Annotated in this window: 21 protein-coding genes and 5 tRNA genes; 16 read left to right on the top strand and 10 right to left on the bottom strand. The window is 60.7% G+C overall.

Translation table 11 applies throughout. The annotated features are described in order from the left end of the window. Position 1 precedes the first annotated feature (1 nt). The 3 genes from LIY36_RS18430 to thiO all read left to right on the top strand — a co-directional run bounded on the left by LIY36_RS18430 (position 2) and on the right by thiO (position 2117). Positions 2–532 carry a PilX N-terminal domain-containing pilus assembly protein gene (locus LIY36_RS18430; protein WP_192297751.1) on the top strand — a complete coding sequence of 177 codons (531 nt, stop codon included), beginning with the start codon at positions 2–4 and terminating at the stop codon, positions 530–532. A gap of 11 nt (positions 533–543) precedes the next feature. Further along, the gene (locus LIY36_RS18425; RefSeq protein ID WP_226456526.1) at positions 544–945 is read left to right on the top strand and encodes a type IV pilin protein; all 402 of its coding nucleotides are present in this window, start codon (positions 544–546) and stop codon (positions 943–945) included. A 62-nt stretch (positions 946–1007) separates the two neighbouring features. Beyond that, positions 1008–2117 (top strand): glycine oxidase ThiO, encoded by a 1110-nt coding sequence (gene thiO, locus LIY36_RS18420; protein ID WP_226456525.1) that lies wholly within the window; start codon positions 1008–1010, stop codon positions 2115–2117. Here the strand turns inward: thiO and LIY36_RS18415 are convergent. After that, a complete protein-coding gene (locus LIY36_RS18415) occupies positions 2104–2337 on the bottom strand; it encodes a PP0621 family protein (protein WP_192297748.1) in 234 nt (77 codons plus the stop codon). The genes thiO and LIY36_RS18415 overlap by 14 nt on opposite strands. 126 nt (positions 2338–2463) lie before the next feature. Next, positions 2464–3489 carry an outer membrane protein assembly factor BamD gene (locus LIY36_RS18410; protein ID WP_192297747.1) on the bottom strand — a complete coding sequence of 342 codons (1026 nt, stop codon included), beginning with the start codon at positions 3487–3489 and terminating at the stop codon, positions 2464–2466. Positions 3490–3638: 149 nt separating this feature from the next. Here LIY36_RS18410 and rluD point away from each other — a divergent pair, with 149 nt between their 5' ends. The 7 genes from rluD (at position 3639) to LIY36_RS18375 (ending at position 8735) form a co-directional block, all read left to right on the top strand. Continuing rightward, on the top strand, positions 3639–4601 hold the full coding sequence (gene rluD, locus LIY36_RS18405) for a 23S rRNA pseudouridine(1911/1915/1917) synthase RluD (RefSeq protein ID WP_005784662.1): 963 nt from the start codon (positions 3639–3641) through the stop codon (positions 4599–4601). Next, a complete protein-coding gene (gene pgeF, locus LIY36_RS18400) occupies positions 4598–5323 on the top strand; it encodes a peptidoglycan editing factor PgeF (protein ID WP_226456524.1) in 726 nt (241 codons plus the stop codon). Before rluD ends, pgeF begins: the two co-directional genes overlap by 4 nt. 130 nt (positions 5324–5453) lie before the next feature. Continuing rightward, positions 5454–8018, top strand: a complete 2565-nt coding sequence (gene clpB / locus LIY36_RS18395) for an ATP-dependent chaperone ClpB (RefSeq protein ID WP_192297745.1) — start codon at positions 5454–5456, stop codon at positions 8016–8018. Positions 8019–8321: 303 nt separating this feature from the next. Next, positions 8322–8397, top strand: a tRNA-Asn gene (locus LIY36_RS18390). 9 nt (positions 8398–8406) lie between these two features. After that, a tRNA-Pro gene (locus LIY36_RS18385) sits at positions 8407–8483 on the top strand. A gap of 5 nt (positions 8484–8488) precedes the next feature. After that, a tRNA-Lys gene (locus tag LIY36_RS18380) sits at positions 8489–8564 on the top strand. A 94-nt stretch (positions 8565–8658) separates the two neighbouring features. Further along, positions 8659–8735, top strand: a tRNA-Pro gene (locus tag LIY36_RS18375). Positions 8736–8928: 193 nt separating this feature from the next. Here the strand turns inward: LIY36_RS18375 and LIY36_RS18370 are convergent. The 3 genes from LIY36_RS18370 to LIY36_RS18360 are packed head-to-tail and all read right to left on the bottom strand — an operon-like array spanning position 8929 to position 11145. Further along, complete coding sequence (locus LIY36_RS18370; RefSeq protein WP_192297744.1) at positions 8929–10227, bottom strand: NAD(P)/FAD-dependent oxidoreductase; 1299 nt, start codon at positions 10225–10227, stop codon at positions 8929–8931. A 60-nt stretch (positions 10228–10287) separates the two neighbouring features. After that, the gene (locus tag LIY36_RS18365; RefSeq protein ID WP_064450648.1) at positions 10288–10461 is read right to left on the bottom strand and encodes a DUF3094 family protein; all 174 of its coding nucleotides are present in this window, start codon (positions 10459–10461) and stop codon (positions 10288–10290) included. Between the two features lie 54 nt (positions 10462–10515). Beyond that, the gene (locus LIY36_RS18360) at positions 10516–11145 is read right to left on the bottom strand and encodes a DUF1780 domain-containing protein (RefSeq protein WP_003188431.1); all 630 of its coding nucleotides are present in this window, start codon (positions 11143–11145) and stop codon (positions 10516–10518) included. 99 nt (positions 11146–11244) lie between these two features. Here LIY36_RS18360 and LIY36_RS18355 point away from each other — a divergent pair, with 99 nt between their 5' ends. Both LIY36_RS18355 and LIY36_RS18350 read left to right on the top strand, forming a co-directional pair. After that, entirely contained in the window at positions 11245–11934 is a 690-nt protein-coding gene (locus LIY36_RS18355; RefSeq protein ID WP_192297840.1) for an energy-coupling factor ABC transporter permease, read from the top strand. A 65-nt stretch (positions 11935–11999) separates the two neighbouring features. Beyond that, the gene (locus tag LIY36_RS18350) at positions 12000–12215 is read left to right on the top strand and encodes a hypothetical protein (RefSeq protein ID WP_003171680.1); all 216 of its coding nucleotides are present in this window, start codon (positions 12000–12002) and stop codon (positions 12213–12215) included. On the opposite strand, the gene yacG is transcribed toward LIY36_RS18350, so the two are convergent. Genes yacG through LIY36_RS18330 form a run of 4 tightly spaced genes read right to left on the bottom strand, consistent with a single transcriptional unit; the run spans position 12212 to position 15100 of the window. Further along, entirely contained in the window at positions 12212–12412 is a 201-nt protein-coding gene (gene yacG, locus LIY36_RS18345; RefSeq protein ID WP_017737928.1) for a DNA gyrase inhibitor YacG, read from the bottom strand. The two genes, LIY36_RS18350 and yacG, sit on opposite strands and share 4 nt — an antisense overlap. Beyond that, a complete protein-coding gene (gene coaE, locus LIY36_RS18340; RefSeq protein WP_226456523.1) occupies positions 12409–13032 on the bottom strand; it encodes a dephospho-CoA kinase in 624 nt (207 codons plus the stop codon). The genes yacG and coaE overlap by 4 nt, the downstream gene beginning before the upstream one ends. After that, positions 13029–13895, bottom strand: coding sequence for a prepilin peptidase (locus LIY36_RS18335; protein WP_226456522.1), 867 nt, complete (start codon positions 13893–13895; stop codon positions 13029–13031). Before LIY36_RS18335 ends, coaE begins: the two co-directional genes overlap by 4 nt. After that, the gene (locus LIY36_RS18330) at positions 13892–15100 is read right to left on the bottom strand and encodes a type II secretion system F family protein (protein ID WP_226456521.1); all 1209 of its coding nucleotides are present in this window, start codon (positions 15098–15100) and stop codon (positions 13892–13894) included. Before LIY36_RS18330 ends, LIY36_RS18335 begins: the two co-directional genes overlap by 4 nt. A gap of 202 nt (positions 15101–15302) precedes the next feature. Here LIY36_RS18330 and LIY36_RS18325 point away from each other — a divergent pair, with 202 nt between their 5' ends. The 4 genes from LIY36_RS18325 to LIY36_RS18310 all read left to right on the top strand — a co-directional run bounded on the left by LIY36_RS18325 (position 15303) and on the right by LIY36_RS18310 (position 17710). Further along, on the top strand, positions 15303–15716 hold the full coding sequence (locus LIY36_RS18325; protein ID WP_230412800.1) for a pilin: 414 nt from the start codon (positions 15303–15305) through the stop codon (positions 15714–15716). Between the two features lie 35 nt (positions 15717–15751). Then, on the top strand, positions 15752–17155 hold the full coding sequence (locus LIY36_RS18320; protein ID WP_226456519.1) for an O-antigen ligase family protein: 1404 nt from the start codon (positions 15752–15754) through the stop codon (positions 17153–17155). 39 nt (positions 17156–17194) lie between these two features. After that, positions 17195–17267: transfer RNA gene (locus tag LIY36_RS18315), tRNA-Thr, on the top strand. A 137-nt stretch (positions 17268–17404) separates the two neighbouring features. Beyond that, positions 17405–17710: a DUF6388 family protein gene (locus tag LIY36_RS18310; RefSeq protein WP_226456518.1), complete on the top strand. Its 306-nt coding sequence runs from the start codon at positions 17405–17407 to the stop codon at positions 17708–17710. Between the two features lie 62 nt (positions 17711–17772). Here LIY36_RS18310 and nadC read toward each other — a convergent pair whose 3' ends face one another. Next, on the bottom strand, positions 17773–18621 hold the full coding sequence (gene nadC / locus LIY36_RS18305) for a carboxylating nicotinate-nucleotide diphosphorylase (protein ID WP_226456516.1): 849 nt from the start codon (positions 18619–18621) through the stop codon (positions 17773–17775). Between the last annotated feature and the right edge of the window lie 43 nt (positions 18622–18664).

The raw sequence follows: 18664 nt of genomic DNA, 5'->3' as shown, positions 1-18664 counted from the left end.
CATGGAAATGACTCAACGTATTGGTGTGCGGCAGGCGGGGATGGTCCTGCTGATCAGCCTGGTGTTTCTGCTGCTGTTGTCGCTGATCGGCCTGTCTTCGATGCAAGGCGCGGTGTCCCAGCAAAAGATGGCAGCCAGCCTCTGGCATCGCAATCAGTCGCTGCAAAGTGCCGAGAGTGGCCTGAGGTTGGGGGAGTCCAACGTGCAACGGGCGTTTGCCGCCTTGCCGGTGTGCCAGTCGGTTGCCACCTGTGCGCCCCCAGGTGAAGCGCTTCTATTGATTGGCGCCGGGGCGAACCCGGTTTCTGGCGTTGACTGGATCGCGCTCAAGGGTGGTTTCTACGGCATTCAGTCCCTTGGGGAAGCGGTGGGGCTGGCGCATTTACCGCCACAGGCTGTGGCCAATGTGTATCGGGTGACGGCTGTCGGGCTCAGCGGCCAATCACGCACGGTGCTGGAGAGCGTGTATGCGCGGCTGATGGAGGAGGGCGGCCCACGGTTTCGGCGGGTAGCGTGGCGGCAGGTTCAATAAGGAGTGGTGTGATGGGCAGGGATAGCCAGGGTTTTACCCTGATCGAATTACTGATCGCCGTGGCGATCATCGGGTTGCTGGCCGGGATCGTTTACCCCAGCTACACCGGCCATATAAAAAAGGTTTATCGCGCAGAAATCGTCGCCCTGCTGAACGAGCAGGCCCAGTATCTGGAACGGTTTTATACGAGCAACGGTACTTTTATTGACGCCAGCGGCGTCAGTGCGGGCAATGATCGCTATAGAATCACCGCTGCATTGAACCCTCAGGATTTCCGCCTGGTGGCTACGCCAGCCGTCGATTCGGTGATGGCCGGCGACCCTTGCGGCGACTTCAGCCTGACCAGCACCGGCGCCCGGGCCAACCCTGGCGCAGCGCCGGACATGTCGCGCAAGTTGTGCTGGGGTCAGTGATGAGAGTGCTGGAAGATTGGGCGCCGGGTGCGCTTGTCCCTATTTATCGGCTGGATCAAATGATGGCTAAGCAACAGCAGGTGGTGGTTGTCGGTGGTGGCGTAATCGGCTTGTTGACGGCGTTCAACCTGGCCTCTCAGGGGCAGGCGGTGGTGCTGCTGGAGCGTGCAGGCGTGGGGCAGGAGTCGTCCTGGGCCGGCGGCGGTATTGTTTCGCCGTTGTACCCGTGGCGCTACAGCCCGGCGGTCACCGCGCTGGCCCATTGGTCGCAGGATTTTTATCCACAGTTGGCGCAGCGCCTGTTTGCTGCGACTGGTGTTGACCCGGAGGTGCATACCACCGGCTTGTACTGGCTCGACCTGGATGATGAGGCCGAGGCACTTGCCTGGGCTGCACGCGAAGGTCGTCCTTTGAGCAAGGTGGATGTCTGCGCCGCCCATGACGCGGTGCCGGTGCTGGGCAGGGGATATTCCCAGGCGGTGTTCATGGCCAACGTGGCCAACGTGCGCAATCCACGGCTGGTCAAGTCGCTCAAGGCGGCGCTGTTGGCGCTGCCGGGCGTGACGCTCCATGAGCAGTGCGAAGTGAGCGGGTTTATTCGGGAGGGTGAGTGCGTGATCGGCGTGAATACACCGGGTGGTCCGATTCTGGGTGATCAGGTGGTGCTGGCAGCGGGGGCGTGGAGCGGTAAGTTGCTCGGCACCCTGGGGCTGTCGCTGCCGGTAGAGCCGGTCAAGGGGCAGATGATTCTGTACAAATGCGCGTCGGACTTTTTGTCGTGCATGGTCCTGGCCAAGGGGCGTTATGCGATCCCTCGGCGTGATGGACATATCTTGATTGGCAGCACATTGGAGCATGAAGGCTTCGACAAGACGCCGACCGAAGCGGCACTGGAAAGCCTCAAGGCTTCAGCGGTGGAGTTGATCCCCGCGTTGGCCGACGCCGAGGTGGTGGGGCATTGGGCCGGCTTGCGTCCGGGGTCGCCGGAAGGCATTCCATATATTGGCCAGGTGCCGGGTTTCAACGGTTTGTGGCTCAACTGCGGGCATTATCGCAACGGCCTGGTGCTCGCTCCGGCGTCCTGCCAGTTGTTTGTGGATCTGCTGCTGGGACGTGCGCCGATCATCGACCCGGCGCCGTATGCTCCCGACGGTCGGATCAACGCTGGATAGACTTCGGCCCTTGCTCCAGATGCGCCTGGGTGCAGTACCACTCCTGGCGTGAATTCAATGCGCGATCCTGCGGCAGGTGCACGCCGCAGTGGGCGCAGCGCACCATCAATGCCGCGTCGGGCTCGGCGGAGCGCTGCTGTTTGGCAGCCGGGCTTTTGAATTTACGCCAGAACCACACTGCGGCGGCAATGACGGCAATCCAGAACAGTAGACGAACCATGATGGGCAGTTTCTCGACAAGGAATGCGCCAGTTTAGCCAAGGACATGGCAGGCGCACAGCGCAATAATGCTTGCCCACAAAAAAGGGAGCCCCCAAGGGCTCCCTTTTTGCGTTGCGTCAACAGATCAGTCGAACACACCGAAGGTCATGTAGCTGAACCACGAGCGGTCCTGATTGTTGCCCAGGGCTTGCGGGGCTTCTTCTTCGATCACGTCGCCGTTCTCGTCGTGGGGCTTGAGCTCCGAAGGAATCGCTTCCTTGGCATCCTGGAACTGCTTCATCACGTCCTGGTTGGCGCGGGTTTCGCCCGGTGGCAGTGGTGGACGGGACTCGATCAGGCCCAGGGTGTATTTGCTCAGCCACGAGCGGTTGTCCGCTTCGGCGACCTGGGGTACGAACTGGCCGTCCTTCAGGCTTGGGTGATCCGGGTAGTTGAGCTTCAGGGTTTCCAGGCTGGTGGTGGCCAGGGCGTCCAGGTGCAGGCGCTGGTAAGCCTCGGTCATCACGGCCAGGCCGTCACCGACGGACGGGGTTTCCTGGAAGTTCTCCACGACATAGCGGCCACGGTTGGCGGCAGCGACATAGGCCTGACGGGTCAGGTAGTAGTGGGCTACGTGGATCTCGTAGGACGCCAGCAGGTTGCGCAGGTAGATCATGCGCTGCTTGGCGTCCGGCGCGTAGCGGCTGTTCGGGTAGCGGCTGGTCAGCTGGGCGAACTCGTTGTAGGAGTCGCGGGCAGCGCCTGGGTCACGCTTGGTCATGTCCAGCGGCAGGAAGCGCGCCAGCAGGCCGACGTCCTGGTCAAACGAGGTCAGGCCCTTGAGGTAGTAGGCGTAGTCAACGTTCGGGTGCTGTGGGTGCAGGCGGATAAAACGCTCGGCGGCGGACTTGGCGGCTTCCGGCTCGGCGTTCTTGTAGTTGGCGTAGATCAACTCAAGCTGGGCCTGGTCGGCGTAGCGCCCGAACGGATAGCGCGACTCCAGTGCCTTCAGCTTCGCTGTGGCGCTGGTGTAGCTATTATTGTCCAAGTCTTTCTGAGCCAGTTGGTACAACTCGACTTCGCTCAGGTTTTCGTCGACGACTTCCTTTGTTGACGAGCAAGCAGCAGTCATGGCGAGGATGGCGATCAGCAGCAGGTGTTTCACTTGCATGGCGGCTTGCGTCCCTATGACGGCCGCTGTCTTGGGCGGGGCCGTCCTGTTATGATGAGCGCCCCGTTGAAAGCCTCGGGGCAAAAGACGCCGTATTTAACCACAAGCGCGCAGCCGAAACCAAAGGCTGTGCCACGCCTAGTCTGAGCATGTCCGATAAAATTGAACTTCGCGCAGAGGTGCCGTCCGAATTGGGCGGCCAACGCCTCGATCAAGTCGCCGCACAATTATTCGCTGAGCACTCGCGCTCGCGCCTTTCCGCCTGGATCAAAGACGGCCGCCTGACTGTGGATGGAGCGGTTATCCGCCCGCGAGACATAGTCCATGGCGGTGCGATTCTTGAGCTGACTGCCGAGCAGGAAGCCCAGGGAGAATGGGTCGCCCAGGACATTGAGCTGGACATCGTCTATGAAGACGACGACATCCTGGTCATCAACAAACCCGCAGGCCTGGTGGTTCACCCGGCAGCCGGGCACGCTGATGGCACTTTGCTCAATGCCCTGTTGCACCACGTGCCGGACATCATCAATGTCCCGCGCTGCGGCATCGTGCACCGTCTGGACAAAGACACCACCGGCTTGATGGTGGTGGCCAAGACCATTCAGGCGCAGACGCAGCTGGTCACACAACTGCAGAGCCGCAGCGTCAGCCGGATCTACGAGTGCATCGTGATTGGCGTAGTGGTGGCCGGTGGCAAGATCAACGCGCCGATCGGTCGTCACGGCCAGCAGCGCCAGCGTATGGCGGTGATGGAAGGCGGCAAGCAAGCCGTCAGCCACTACCGTGTGCTGGAGCGTTTCCGTTCCCACACCCACGTGCGGGTCAAGCTGGAAACCGGTCGTACCCACCAGATTCGTGTGCACATGGCCCACATCAACTTCCCGTTGGTCGGAGATCCGGCCTACGGCGGTCGATTCCGCATTCCGCCGGCGGCGAGTCAGACCATGGTTGAGTCGCTGAAGTCGTTCCCGCGCCAGGCGCTGCATGCACGCTTCCTGGAACTGGATCATCCGACGAGCGGTAAGCGGATGAGCTGGGAATCGCCTCTACCAGACGATCTGGTCTGGTTGTTGTCGTTGCTCAAGCAGGATCGCGAGGCGTTTATCGGATGAGTGACTGGCTGATTCCTGACTGGCCCGCGCCGGCTCGGGTAAAGGCCTGCGTCACCACCCGTGCGGGCGGCGTCAGTCTGGCGCCGTTCGACAGCCTCAACCTGGGCGATCACGTCGAGGACAGCCTGGAGGCCGTCCTCGAGAATCGCCGCCGTCTGAGCGATGCGTTTGGTATCCGGCCGGCCTGGCTGCGTCAGGTTCATGGTGTGACCGTGGTCGAAGCTGACCCAGACCGCACCGCTGAAGCCGATGGCAGTTGGACCAGCACCCCAGGTATCGCCTGCACGTCCATGACTGCCGATTGCCTGCCCGCGTTGTTCTGCAACCGTGCCGGTACTCGCGTCGCCGCAGCCCATGCCGGTTGGCGTGGCCTGGCGGCTGGCGTGCTGGAAGCCGCTTTTGAAAGCCTGGATGCCGAACCCGGCGAGGTTCTGGTCTGGCTCGGCCCGGCCATTGGCCCGCAAGCGTTTGAAGTCGGCCCGGAAGTGCGGGAAGCCTTCGTGCAGCAATTGCCGATCACCGCCGAAGCTTTCGTGCCCAGTCGCAACCCCGGCAAGTTCATGGCCGACATCTATAAGCTCGCGCGCCTGCGCCTTGCCGCACGCGGTGTAACTGCTGTTTATGGTGGCGGTTTCTGCACCGTGACCGATCCGCGCTTCTTTTCTTACCGCCGCAGTCCTCGCACCGGTCGGTTTGCCTCCCTTATCTGGCTTGCACGCTAGACTCTTCTGACCTAGGTCAACTGTCCGACGCTTGAAACTCCCAGAATCCACCCCATCTATAAGGGTATCTGGCAGGTTTCTTCATTCAGGATGTTTTATAGCTCCGGCCTGCTCAAAAGGAAGGTGACTAATGCGTATTGATCGTTTAACCAGCAAATTACAGTTGGCATTATCTGACTCTCAATCCCTGGCGGTGGGCCTCGACCATCCGGCCATTGAGCCTGCGCACTTGATGCAGGCGCTCCTGGAGCAGCAAGGTGGTTCTATCAAGCCCTTGCTGATGCAGGTGGGCTTCGACGTCAACAGCCTGCGCAAGGAGTTGAGCAAAGAGCTCGACCAATTGCCGAAAATCCAAAATCCGACCGGCGACGTGAATATGTCCCAGGACTTGGCGCGCCTGCTTAACCAAGCGGACCGCCTGGCCCAGCAAAAGGGCGACCAGTTCATCTCCAGCGAACTGGTGCTGCTCGCCGCCATGGACGAAAACAGCAAACTAGGCAAGTTGTTGCTGGGCCAGGGCGTGAGCAAGAAAGCCCTGGAAAACGCCATCAACAACCTGCGTGGCGGCGACGCGGTGAACGACCCCAATCATGAGGAGTCGCGCCAGGCCCTGGACAAATACACCGTCGACCTGACCAAGCGCGCCGAAGACGGCAAGCTTGACCCGGTGATCGGGCGTGATGATGAAATCCGTCGCACCATCCAGGTCCTGCAACGTCGCACCAAGAACAACCCGGTGTTGATCGGTGAGCCTGGCGTGGGTAAAACCGCGATTGCCGAAGGTCTGGCCCAGCGCATCATCAATGGTGAAGTGCCGGACGGCCTTAAAGGCAAGCGCCTGCTGTCCCTGGACATGGGGGCGTTGATCGCTGGCGCCAAGTTCCGTGGTGAGTTCGAAGAGCGCCTCAAATCCCTGCTGAATGAACTGTCGAAGCAGGAAGGGCAGATCATTCTGTTTATCGACGAACTGCACACCATGGTCGGCGCCGGTAAAGGCGAGGGCTCGATGGATGCGGGCAACATGCTCAAGCCAGCGTTGGCGCGGGGTGAGTTGCATTGCGTCGGTGCCACTACGCTCAACGAGTATCGCCAGTACATTGAAAAGGACGCGGCCCTTGAACGTCGTTTCCAGAAAGTGCTGGTGGAAGAGCCGAGCGAAGAAGACACCATCGCGATCCTGCGTGGCCTGAAAGAGCGTTATGAGGTCCACCACAAAGTGGCCATCACTGACGGCGCGATCATTGCGGCGGCGAAATTGAGCCATCGCTATATCACCGACCGGCAGTTGCCCGACAAGGCCATCGACTTGATCGACGAAGCGGCCAGCCGCATTCGCATGGAGATCGACTCCAAGCCGGAAGTGCTCGACCGTCTGGATCGGCGTCTGATTCAACTTAAAGTTGAATCCCAGGCCCTGAAGAAAGAAGAGGACGACGCGGCGAAAAAACGCCTGGAAAAACTCCAGGAAGAAATCGTCCGTCTGGAACGCGAGTATTCGGATCTGGAAGAAATCTGGACTTCGGAAAAAGCCGAAGTGCAGGGCTCTGCGCAGATCCAGCAGAAAATCGAGCAGTCCCGCCAGGAGCTGGAAGCAGCGCGCCGTAAAGGCGACCTGAACCGCATGGCCGAGTTGCAGTACGGGGTGATCCCGGACCTGGAACGCAGCCTGCAAATGGTCGACCAGCATGGCCACAGCGAGAACCAGTTGCTGCGCAGCAAGGTGACCGAGGAAGAAATTGCCGAAGTCGTCTCGAAGTGGACCGGCATTCCAGTGTCGAAAATGCTCGAAGGCGAGCGCGACAAGCTGCTGAAGATGGAAAGCCTATTGCACCAGCGTGTGATTGGCCAGGAAGAAGCCGTGGTGGCTGTGTCCAACGCGGTACGGCGTTCGCGGGCCGGGTTGTCCGACCCGAACCGTCCGAGCGGCTCGTTCATGTTCCTCGGCCCAACCGGCGTGGGTAAGACCGAGTTGTGCAAGGCCTTGGCCGAGTTCCTCTTTGATACTGAAGAGGCCATGGTGCGGATCGATATGTCCGAATTCATGGAGAAACACTCGGTGGCTCGTTTGATCGGTGCGCCACCAGGCTATGTGGGCTACGAGGAAGGTGGCTACCTGACCGAAGCCGTGCGGCGTAAGCCTTACTCGGTGATCCTGCTGGATGAGGTCGAGAAGGCCCACCCGGACGTGTTCAACGTGTTGCTGCAGGTGTTGGAAGATGGCCGGCTGACGGACAGCCACGGACGTACCGTGGACTTCCGCAACACGGTGATCGTGATGACCTCCAACCTAGGCTCTGCGCAGATCCAGGAGTTGGTCGGAGATCGTGAAGGCCAGCGTGCTGCGGTGATGGATGCGCTGACCAGTCACTTCCGCCCGGAATTTATCAACCGGGTCGATGAAGTGGTGATCTTCGAGCCTCTGGCGCGGGATCAGATCGCTGGTATCACCGAGATCCAGCTGGGTCGTCTGCGCAGCCGCCTCGCCGAGCGCGAGCTGGACCTGGTGCTGAGCAGCGAGGCGTTGGACAAGTTGATCGCGGTTGGTTACGACCCGGTGTATGGCGCACGGCCTTTGAAACGTGCGATCCAGCGCTGGATCGAGAACCCGCTGGCGCAGCTGATCCTGTCGGGCAGTTTCATGCCTGGCACCAGCGTCGAAGCGACCGTGGAAAACGACGAAATCGTCTTCCACTAAGCCTCTTCAGTGGCGTAATAAAAGAAGGCCCCGCATCGCGGGGCCTTTTTTTTTCGATAGGGCGTTGAACTGTAAGGAAAAGGCTTGTAAAGTGCGCCCCGCAGCAACGTCAGCCCACGGGTTTCTTCTCCCCAAGAAGAAATCAGAAACAAGCGCAAATCATTGTCTTAAAAGCAATTTAAAGGGTTGACAGGGGTTTTTAAGATTGTAGAATAGCGCGCCTCAGACACGACAACGTAGCGATACGGAAGCGTCGAAGAGAAGGCTACACCGCAGTAGAAGTTGTACATTGAAATATGTTGTTCCGTGATAGCTCAGTCGGTAGAGCAAATGACTGTTAATCATTGGGTCCCAGGTTCGAGTCCTGGTCACGGAGCCAATTTCAAATCGGGGTATAGCGCAGTCCGGTAGCGCGCCTGCTTTGGGAGCAGGATGTCGGGAGTTCGAATCCCCCTACCCCGACCATTTTTGGGTCGTTAGCTCAGTTGGTAGAGCAGTTGGCTTTTAACCAATTGGTCGTAGGTTCGAATCCCACACGACCCACCATTTTTGAAACCAGTTAACGCTGGAATCGAATCTTAAGATCAGAGGCCAAAAGCGCTGATCGAAGAAGGCGACTGAAAGGTCGCCTTTTTATTACCGGGGTATAGCGCAGTCCGGTAGCGCGCCTGCTTTGGGAGCAGGATGTCGGGAGTTCGAATCCCCCTACCCCGACCATATTAAAAATCCTCGTATCGAAAGATACGGGGATTTTTTTTGCCTGCAAAAACCTGAATTCACCGCAAAGCAAATGTGGGAGCGGGCTTGCTCGCGAAAGCGGTGTGTCAGTCAGTACATCTGGCACTGAACCACCGCATTCGCGAGCAAGCCCGCTCCCACATTTATCAGGTCACATTCCAGACCCCGGTTGTTAATGCAATTTGAGGCGTGGTTCAGTCCCGCGGCCAATCCTGCTGCCCAGCATCAACATCGCCGTGCGAAAGAAGCCATACAGCGCCATCTGGTGCATGCGGTACAGCGACACATAGAACATCCGCGCCAACCAGCCCTCCAGCATCACGCTGCCAGTGAGGTTGCCCATCAAGTTACCCACAGCGGAAAAACGCGACAGCGAAATCAGCGAGCCGTAGTCAGTGTACTTGTAGCTCGGCAGGGCCTTGCCTTCGATGCGCAATTTCAGCGACTTGGCCAGCAATGAAGCCTGCTGGTGAGCCGCCTGGGCTCGTGGCGGTACGTTGCGGTCGGTGCCCGGCTGCGGGCAGGCGGCGCAATCGCCAAAGGCGAAGATGTTCTCGTCACGGGTGGTTTGCAGCGTCGGCAGCACTTGCAGCTGGTTGATGCGGTTGGTTTCCAGGCCATCGATGTCCTTGAGGAAACCCGGTGCGCGAATCCCGGCGGCCCAGACTTTCAGGCTGGCAGGAATCACCTGGCCGCTGCTGGTAATCAGCGCGTCGGCGGTCACTTCGCTGACCGCCGAGTTTGTCAGCACGGTCACGCCGAGCTTCTCCAGGGTTTTATGCACAGGTCCACCGATGCGTTCCGGCAGGGCAGGCAACACCCGTGGGCCGGCTTCGATCAGGGTGATGTGCATATTTTCCGGTTTGATCCGGTCCAGGCCATAGGCCGCCAGTTCATGGGCTGCGTTATGCAGTTCGGCCGCCAGCTCGACGCCTGTGGCGCCGGCACCGACGATAGCCACGCTGATCTGCTCGACAGCATCAGTCTGCCCGGCATGCGCGCGCAGATAGTGGTTGAGCAATTGCTGGTGGAAACGCTCGGCCTGCTTGCGTGTGTCGAGGAACAGGCAGTGCTGCGCTGCGCCTTCGGTGCCGAAGTCGTTGGTGGTGCTGCCGACGGCGATCACCAGGCTGTCATAGTCCAGTACGCGCGCGGGCACCAGTTCGCGGCCTTCTTCATCGAGGGTGGCGGCCAGCTGGATTTTCTTCTGTTCACGATCAAGCCCGCTCATGCGGCCCAGCTGGAACTCGAAGTGGTTCCATTTGGCTTGGGCGACATAATTGAGTTCGTCTTCCGAAGAGTTCAGCGAGCCGGCGGCCACTTCGTGCAGCAGGGGCTTCCAGATGTGGGTCAGGTTGGTGTCCACCAGCGTGATGCTGGCGGTGCCGCGCTTGCCCAGAGTCTTACCCAGGCGGGTAGCCAACTCCAGGCCGCCGGCGCCGCCGCCGACGATAATAATACGATGGGTCATGGGGGTATCTCGCAAGGCTAAAAGAAATCGGAGCAGTTACCCCCGCGAGCGCCAGGCAGCTCATAGCGTCAGGTAACTCAAAAGGCGGCTCAACAGACCGAGGCCGATCACTGCAACCAGCACCACGCCGAGGAGCAGCCACGGCCGGAAAGGCTTGCGCTCGACTCGGTTCTGGGAGAGTTGCAGGTACTCTTCGACATGCTGTTGGTCATCGGGGTTCAGGCGGCTGGTCATAAAGGCCTCGTCAGGTAGACGTTGCAAAAGGGCGCCACGTTACAGTCCGGGGGCTCAGAGGCTGATGCCCACGTCGAACACTATGCTGCGGCCCAGGTTGTTGCGCAAGAAATCCGGCGCGTCGGGGTGAGCGAACAGCACCCGTGCAAACGTTGGCCCCACCAGCGACAGCGAGCGCCAGCCCTGGCGCAGGTATTCCGTCGGCGGTGGGAAGTGGCTGTTGAGGTCGAGCACTTCGCGCTTGAGGCTGGTGAAGGCGATGAGATCCAGCTCGCCCAGGTCCATGCCGCGTTCTTTATAGTTGTGCGCCTTTTTGCGCAGCGTCGGCGCCAGGCGCAACAGGAATTCATGGGCCGGGATCCGCCGCGGCTTGGCTTCACGGCGCACCAGTTGGCTGAGGGAGAACGCGCTGCGTCGGCGCAGCAACTCGTCGCGCCATTCGTCGTTCAGGCGCCGGCCTTCATCCAGTACAAAAAATACTTCGAAGCTGGCGTCGCGAAACAGCACGTCCGGCGGCTCTTGCCCGGCGGCGTGGAACTCTTCAACGCGGTAGGGCACATTCAAGCCTTGCAGCAGGCGTTGGCAGACCCAACGCTCACGCTCCCATTTGCGGGCATTGGACAAAAACGCGTTGGCTTGTTCGGCCGCTACCGTGAGCAGGCGCAAGTAATCTGAGTCATCCATGCTTGCAGCTTAGCGTTCAAATGATGACCGCAGGAAGTCCCGTTGCATAAGCTCGGTGTAGACTGCCCACTCGACCGTTATTCAAGCATGGGGGCCGCCGTGATCAGTGCTGCAGTGCTCGCACCACAAACCCTTGGCCTTGGCTGGCTGTTATTTGTGCCTGTGGTGGTGTGGGCGATTTTGCGTTCGCCGTGGGTCGAGCTGTTCGCCGACCGACGGCGCCAGCATTTGCTGTTCGGCACGGTGTTCGCACTGTTCATGCTCTGGTTGGTACGCAGGGATTTCGATACCGGGGTGTCCTACCATTTCATCGGCATGACCGCCGTGACCCTGCTGCTGGATTGGCCGCTGGCCATTGTCGGTGGCTTTGCCGCCCAGCTCGGCTTGATGCTGCTGGGGCGCCAGGATCTGGCCGCGCTTGGCGTCAACGGCCTGCTGCTGATCGTGTTGCCGGTGCTGGTCACTGAAGGCTGCGCGCTGTTGGTGGAGCGCGCACAGCCTCGCAACCCCTTTGTGTATATCTTCTGCTCCGGTTTTTTCGCCGCCGCCCTGTCAGCCTTGCTCTGTCTGCTACTCGGGCTGGGCTTGCTGTGGTTCGACGGACGTTTCGCCATGCCGGAATGGCTGGAAGACTTTGTCGGTTACCTATGGCTGATCATCTTTCCCGAAGCCTTTATCAACGGCATGGTCATCAGCGCCCTGGTAGTGTTTTGCCCTGAATGGCTGGAGACCTTCAACCGTACCCGCTACCTCTCGGCGCCCTGGAATGACGACGATTCGCGGCGTTGACCCAGATCAAATCCTATCGGCACGCGCAGGCCCATGCTCTGCGAAATTTTCCAGGAGCACGAATCATGAGTGTGTATGAGTGGGCACGGCAGGAGTTGCGCAGAAGCCAGGACGCAGCGCAGGAAATCGGTTTTGACCCCGGCTTGACCCTGCGCGCCATGCTCAGCGCGGTGGTGCAGCAGAGCAAGGGCGTGCGCAGTTTCGAAGACCTGGCCGACGAACTGCAATACCTTGCAGAAAACCTCGACGACCAGCAGGAATACGCCTTTATGCGGCCTTAGTGGCGCGGCGTCAGGTCTTCGGAAAACAGCTCGTCCTCGGCATCCGGCGCCACGGGAATCTTGTGTTCCTCAGCCGCCCAGGCGCCCAGGTCGATGAGTTTGCAACGGTCCGAGCAGAACGGCCGGTTGAGGTTGGTCGCTGTCCATTCCACGGGTGCGCCGCAGGTTGGGCAGTCGACGGTCAAGGGTTGGCTCATGATCGGCCTCCACGCAAAGTAAGGTAAAAGTGGTGCAGTCGCTCGACCTCGCTGTGCAGCCAGGCGAGGTCCTTGTCGTTGACCAGCACGTCATCGGCATGGCTCAGGCGCTCTTCGCGGCTCGATTGGGCCTTGAGGATCGCCTGCACCTGCTGCTCGCTGATGCCATCGCGCTGCAGGGTACGCTGAATCTGCAGCGATTGCGGCACGTCGATCACCAGGATGCGCTGGGTCATGCGGTGCTGGCCGGACTCGATCAGCAGCGGCGACACCAGGATCGCGTAAGGCGACTGCGCGCGCGCCAGGTGGCTGCGAATCTCTTCGCCAATCAACGGGTGCAGCAAGCCTTCCAGCCAGCGGCGCTCTTCGGGGATTTCAAAGATCAGCTTGCGCAACGCCGCGCGGTCCAGTTGGCCGTCAGGCTGCAGCACGCTTGCGCCAAAATGCTCGGCAATGCGTGCCAGTGCCGGCCGGCCAGGCTCGACGACCCAGCGGGCGGCGTGGTCGGCGTCCACCAGGTCGACACCCAGGTCGATAAAGTGTTGCGCCGCCGCGCTTTTGCCGCTGCCGATGCCGCCAGTGAGGCCAAGAATCCAGGGTGTTGCAACAGAAGTGGTCATCTGAAACCGACAGACTGCAAATAGAAGTCGGTTATTTGACCACCCCAGAGCAATGCAATCCAGCCGGCAATTGCCAGATAAGGACCGAACGGCATCGGGGTCGACGCTTCGGTCTTGCGCAGGCGCATCAGGATCAGCCCGACAAACACCCCCAGCAATGAAGACATCAGCAGGGTCATCGGCAGGATCTGCCAGCCGCCCCAGGCACCCAGCAGGGCCAGTAACTTGAAGTCTCCATGGCCCATACCGTCCTTGCCGGTGGCGAGTTTGAACAGCCAGAACACTGTCCATAGGCTCATATAGCCGATCACTGCACCCCACAGCGCATCGGGCAGTGTAACCAGCAACTCGAAACTGTTGAGGACCAGCCCCAGCCACATCAGCGGCAGTACCAGCACATCCGGCAGTAGTTGGTGGTCCGCATCGATCAGGCTCATGGCCAGCAGGCCCCAGGTCAGCAGCATCACCGCTGCCGCTGGCCAGCCAAAACCGAAGTGCCAGGCAACCACGGCCGAAAGCAGCGCGCAGGCCAGTTCGGTGCAGGGGTAGCGTGCACTGATCGGCTCACGGCAATGAGCGCAGCGCCCCCTGAGGAGCAGGAAGCTCAACAGCGGGATATTTTCCCAGGGACGAATCGGCTGACTGCAATGCGGGCAGCAGGAGTTGGGGTGCATCAGGTTGTAGGTCGGGCCGGGTGGCTCGGTCGGCAGGCCGAGGACTTCCTGGGCCTGGGCGCGCCATTCGCGTTCGAGCATTTTCGGCAGGCGCCACACCAGCACGTTGAGAAAGCTGCCGACGATCAGGCCCAGCACCAGCGCCATGCCGATAAAGGCCCAAGGGTGTTCGCTCAGCAGCAAGCTCAAAATGCCGACCCCAACTGGAAGACTGGCAGGTACATTGCGATCACCAGCGCACCGACAATCCCTCCCAGTATGACCATGATCAGCGGTTCCATCAGGCTGGTGAGGTGGTCGACCAGTGTGTCCACGTCAGCCTCATAGTGGTTTGCCACCTTTTCCAGCATGCGGTCCAACGTGCCGGACTCTTCGCCGATAACGGTCATCTGGATCGCCATGGCTGGAAACAGGCCGCTGGTGGTCATGGATTGATTCAACTGAATACCTGTGGATACATCGTCGCGCAGGCGCTCGATGGCTTGTCTGAATGGCCCATTGCCGACGGCGCAGGCGACCGAGTCCAATGCCTGCACCAGGGGGACGCCTGCACTGAACGTAGTCGAGAGTGTGCGAGCGTAGCGGGCGACGGCGGACTTTTTCAACAGTGTGCCTGCCAGGGGCGCTTTCAACAAACCGGCTTGCAGCCGGTGGCGAAACCCTGGGGACACACGATAGGCCCGGCGCAGCCCGGCCACTGCCGTGCCCAGGCCGAGTGCGAGCAGCCACCAGGCGTTGCGCAGGAATTCCGACAGGGCAATGACCACCTGGGTAAGGCCGGGCAATTTGCCGCCGCTGCCGGCGAACAGGGTCTGGAACTGTGGCACGACGTGCACCAGCAGCAACGTGCTGACTACGCCGGCGACCACCAGCACAGCCGCTGGGTAGGTCATGGCTTTTTTGATCCGCGCCTTGAGCTGCTGGGTTTTCTCCAGGTGCAGCGCCACGCGTTCCAACAGGGTTTCCAGGGCGCCTGCCTGCTCGCCCGCGGCAATCAGGTTGCAGTACAACGCATCGAAATGGCGCGGCTGTTTACGCAGTGCCGTGGCCAGGTTGCTGCCGCCGGCGATCTCCTGTTTCAAGCTTTTGATCAGCGCCTGCATGCGCCGGTTTTCGCAGCCCTCTGCGAGGATGTCGAGGGCTTGCAGCAGCGCAATTCCGGCTTTCAGCAGCGTCGCCAACTGTCGGGTGAAGAGGGCGATGTCGGCGGATTTGATCGGTGGGGCGAGGTCTGGAAAAACACGGGAGCGCTGGCGCACACGCTCGGGGCAGATGCCTTGTTGGCGCAGTTGCGCCTTGATCAGCGCAGGGTTGTGGCCGACGGTTTGCCCGGACACCCTGTGCCCTTTGCGGTTGATGCCTTCCCAAGCGTAGATCGTTGACGCGTTGTCCATGTCACTGTTCCGCATGCCGGTGGTGGAGAATTTATAGCGTAGTCAGGTGACGGATTCGGGCACGCGGGTGGTGCACGATAAAATGTCAGAATGTGCGTCTTGGATACGATTGGCCGCTCGAGGGTGAGTACACTGGCGCGGCTGCACACTACGGGGCGCAGGATGCGCCTTGTCATAGGTTCTATTCTGGAGAGTGAATGTGATGCGTCAGAAAGGCTTTACCCTGATCGAGTTGTTGATCGTCGTGGCAATCATTGGCATTTTGGCCACCATCGGCCTGCCGATGTACACCACGCACCAGGCCAAGGCCAAGTTCACGGCGGGGCTGGCGGAAATCACCGCGTTGAAGGCCGGTTACGAGGACGTCTTCAATCAAGGCACCGTGCCGACCCTCCCCCTGATCGGTGGCACCAGCCCGACCGCCAACTGCAAGATCGATGTGGCGGGGGATGTGGCCACGGGCACCGGTTCCATCAGTTGCGAAATCCTCGACGCCCCGGCGCCGGTGCTGGGCAAGACCATCACGTTGACCCGTGATGCGACCAAGGGCTGGAAGTGTGTTACCAGCGCTGAAGCAAAATACGTTGCCAAGGGCTGTGGCGCCGACGGCGCGTAACGACCCAACCATCCACACGGACGTAGAGGTGGACGATGGTCTTTTCCATACGGCAGCGCGGTAACGTTTTCCTGGTGCTGGCGGTGTGCCTGCTGGTGCTGGGGATCTGTGTGCCGTTCGGCGGTCATGATCTTCAGCGCACGATCCAGATTGCCCTGGCGCTGCTCGCGCTGCTGTATGGGTTGTCGGTCAACCACGGGCCGTGGCTGGATCGGCCCGCCGCCATAGGCCTGGCGCTGGTGATCGCGCTGGGGATGATTTCCTCGGGGCTGGCGCACCAACCGCTCTGGGCGTTCACCGAGGTGTCACTGTTTATCAGTTGCGGCCTGATTGCCGTGGCGTTTGCCGCGGTGCGCCGCGAGGGGGGGGAGCGCCTGGATCGTGTGCTGATCCTGATCGTGGTGCTGCTGTGCCTGGTCAAGTCGGCCCAGTACCTGTATGCCGGCATGCTGGCGTTTACCAGTGGCCAGCGCCTGCTGGACCCGGATCTGCTGCTGTCAGGCTTCTCCAACAAACGTTTCTACGGTCAATTTCAGACCTTCACGCTGCCGTTGCTGGCGCTTCCCTTGCTGTTGCCCACGCTCTCTCGCCCAGTGCGCGCTGCGGTGTTGGCGTTGCTGTGCGTATGGTGGTTGATCGCAATCAGCGGCGGTACGCGCGGTACTTGGCTGGGCCTGGGCACGGCTGGGGTGCTGCTGGCGGCGCTGGGGCCAGGAGGGCGGCGCTGGGTGGCCTGGCAACTGGCGGCGGCGGGCGGCGGGTTGCTGCTGTACTGGCTGCTGTTCACGGGGCTGGCGGGCTACTTGGGGATCGAGTTGTCCAGCGGTGCCAGCGATCGTCTCACCACGTCGCTGTCTGGGCGTGGGCCGATCTGGTGGCAGGCCTGGCATATGATCGTCGAGCGGCCTTGGCTGGGGTTCGGGCCGATGCAGTTTGCTGATATTCCCAACGTGATTGCGGCCCATCCCCATCAGGCGATTCTGCAATGGGCCAGCGAGTGGGGTGTGCCATCAACCCTGGTTGTCATTGCGCTGGCCTGGCGTGGCGGTTGGGCCACGCTCGGTGTACTGCGTGAACGTGGGTTGTCGACCCAGCGTGTGGATTTGTTGCGTCTGTGCCTGTTCGCGGCCTTGGTCGCTGCGCTGGTGCAGTCGATGGTCGATGGCGTGATCGTGATGCCCATCTCGCAACTGTGGCTGGCACTGGTGGTGGGTTGGCTGCTGGCGCTGCATCCGCGAGTGCCGGGCGGTGCCGCGCTGCCGATGGTCGCGGGTATATGGACGGTGCTGAGTGTCGTGGCCGTTGGTCTGCTGATATTTGTTGCTGCACGTGATGTACCGCACATCACGCAGGCGCAGCAGCGCTACATCAATGCGACCCATAACCACCTGCAGCCACGCTTCTGGGCCCAGGGGGTAATCGCGCTGCCACGTCCGTGAGTTGCCGGACACCCGATGCGGTGCTAGCTTTAGCCCACCGCCCGTGTAGCTCAGTTGGTAGAGCAGCGCACTCGTAACGCGAAGGTCGCAGGTTCGATTCCTGTCTCGGGCAAAAAGGCAGCACTGTTTTCAGATGATCCCAAGAATGGTTCTGAAGGCCAGACGAGTCGGTATTCACGCCCGCTCTTTTGTATCTGCGAGACCTTGATGACCCAGATGCATCCCCATTCCTCGATCTAAGAGAACGACATGACCACGACTGAAATGACCCAGGAAGTTCGGCACGCCAAAGCCCTCGAAAAATACATCGAGGAGTCGCCGCAGCTTAAAGAAGAGATCAAGGATTTGAGCGCTGATGACCGGCGTGATCAGATCCAGTGGGCATTCGAGGATGAGGCCGAGAGCCAGGGCCTGCAGCCTTGGGAATTGACCCTCAAGTACACCTCGACACCGGAAGAGTTCGAAGATGCACGCTTGGCCTTGCACAAGGAGGCGGCCGAAGTGTTGGGCGTCGAATGGGAAGAATACTGCGAGATGAATAATCTGGTGGTCTGAGCCGAGCGTGTTGTGGCGAGGCAGCAAGCCCCCTCGCCACAACAGCAAGCTGGTGCCTGGCCTCAGATACTGAGGCGCATCGATAGATCCACCGCCTTCACGTCCTTGGTCATCGCGCCGATGGAGATGTAGTCCACACCGGTTTGCGCGATAGGCAGCAACGTACTTTCATTGATCCCGCCACTGGCCTCCAGCTTGGCCTTGCCGGCATTCAGACGAACGGCTTCACGCATATCGTCCAGGCTCAGTTCGTCGAGCATGATGATGTCGGCGCCTGCCGCCAGCGCTTCACGCAACTCTTCCAGGCTTTCCACTTCGATTTCCACCGGTTTGCCCGGGGCGATCTTGTGCGCGGCAGTAATGGCCTGGGCGATGCCACCACAGGCGGCGATATGGTTTTCCTTGATCAGGAACGCGTCATACAAACCGATGCGGTGGTTGTGGCAGCCGCCACAGGTGACTGCGTATTTCTGCGCCAGGCGCAGGCCAGGCAGAGTCTTGCGGGTGTCCAGCAGCTTGACCTGGGTGCTCGCGACAAAATCCGCCAGGAACCGGGCACGCGTCGCCACGCCTGACAGCAGTTGCAAGAAATTCAGTGCGCTGCGTTCGCCGCTGAGCAGCGAGCGCGCGGGGCCTTCGAGGTGGAACAGCGCCTGGTTGGCGCTGACACGCTCACCGTCGGCCACCTGCCAGTGCACCGCAACCCGTGGGTCCAGCTGGCGGAACACGGCATCTACCCAGGCTGTGCCGGCAATCACCGCCGCATCACGGGTAATGATGGTGGCCTTGGCCAGCCGCTCGGCCGGGATCAACTGCGCGGTGATGTCGCCGCTGCCGATGTCTTCGAGCAGCGCGCGGCGCACGTTGGCTTCGATTTCGGCGGTGAGGTCGGCAAGACGGAGATTCGGCATAACAGGCTCCACAAACAAAGTGCCCCGATTATAGGGGCAGTGT

Origin of the sequence: Pseudomonas sp. AF03-9 (genome assembly GCF_020515815.1) — a bacterium.
In the GTDB taxonomy this organism is placed as follows: domain Bacteria; phylum Pseudomonadota; class Gammaproteobacteria; order Pseudomonadales; family Pseudomonadaceae; genus Aquipseudomonas.
The sequence above is the reverse complement of the archived record's forward strand: the minus strand, read 5'-3'. Positions and strand labels throughout refer to the sequence as shown.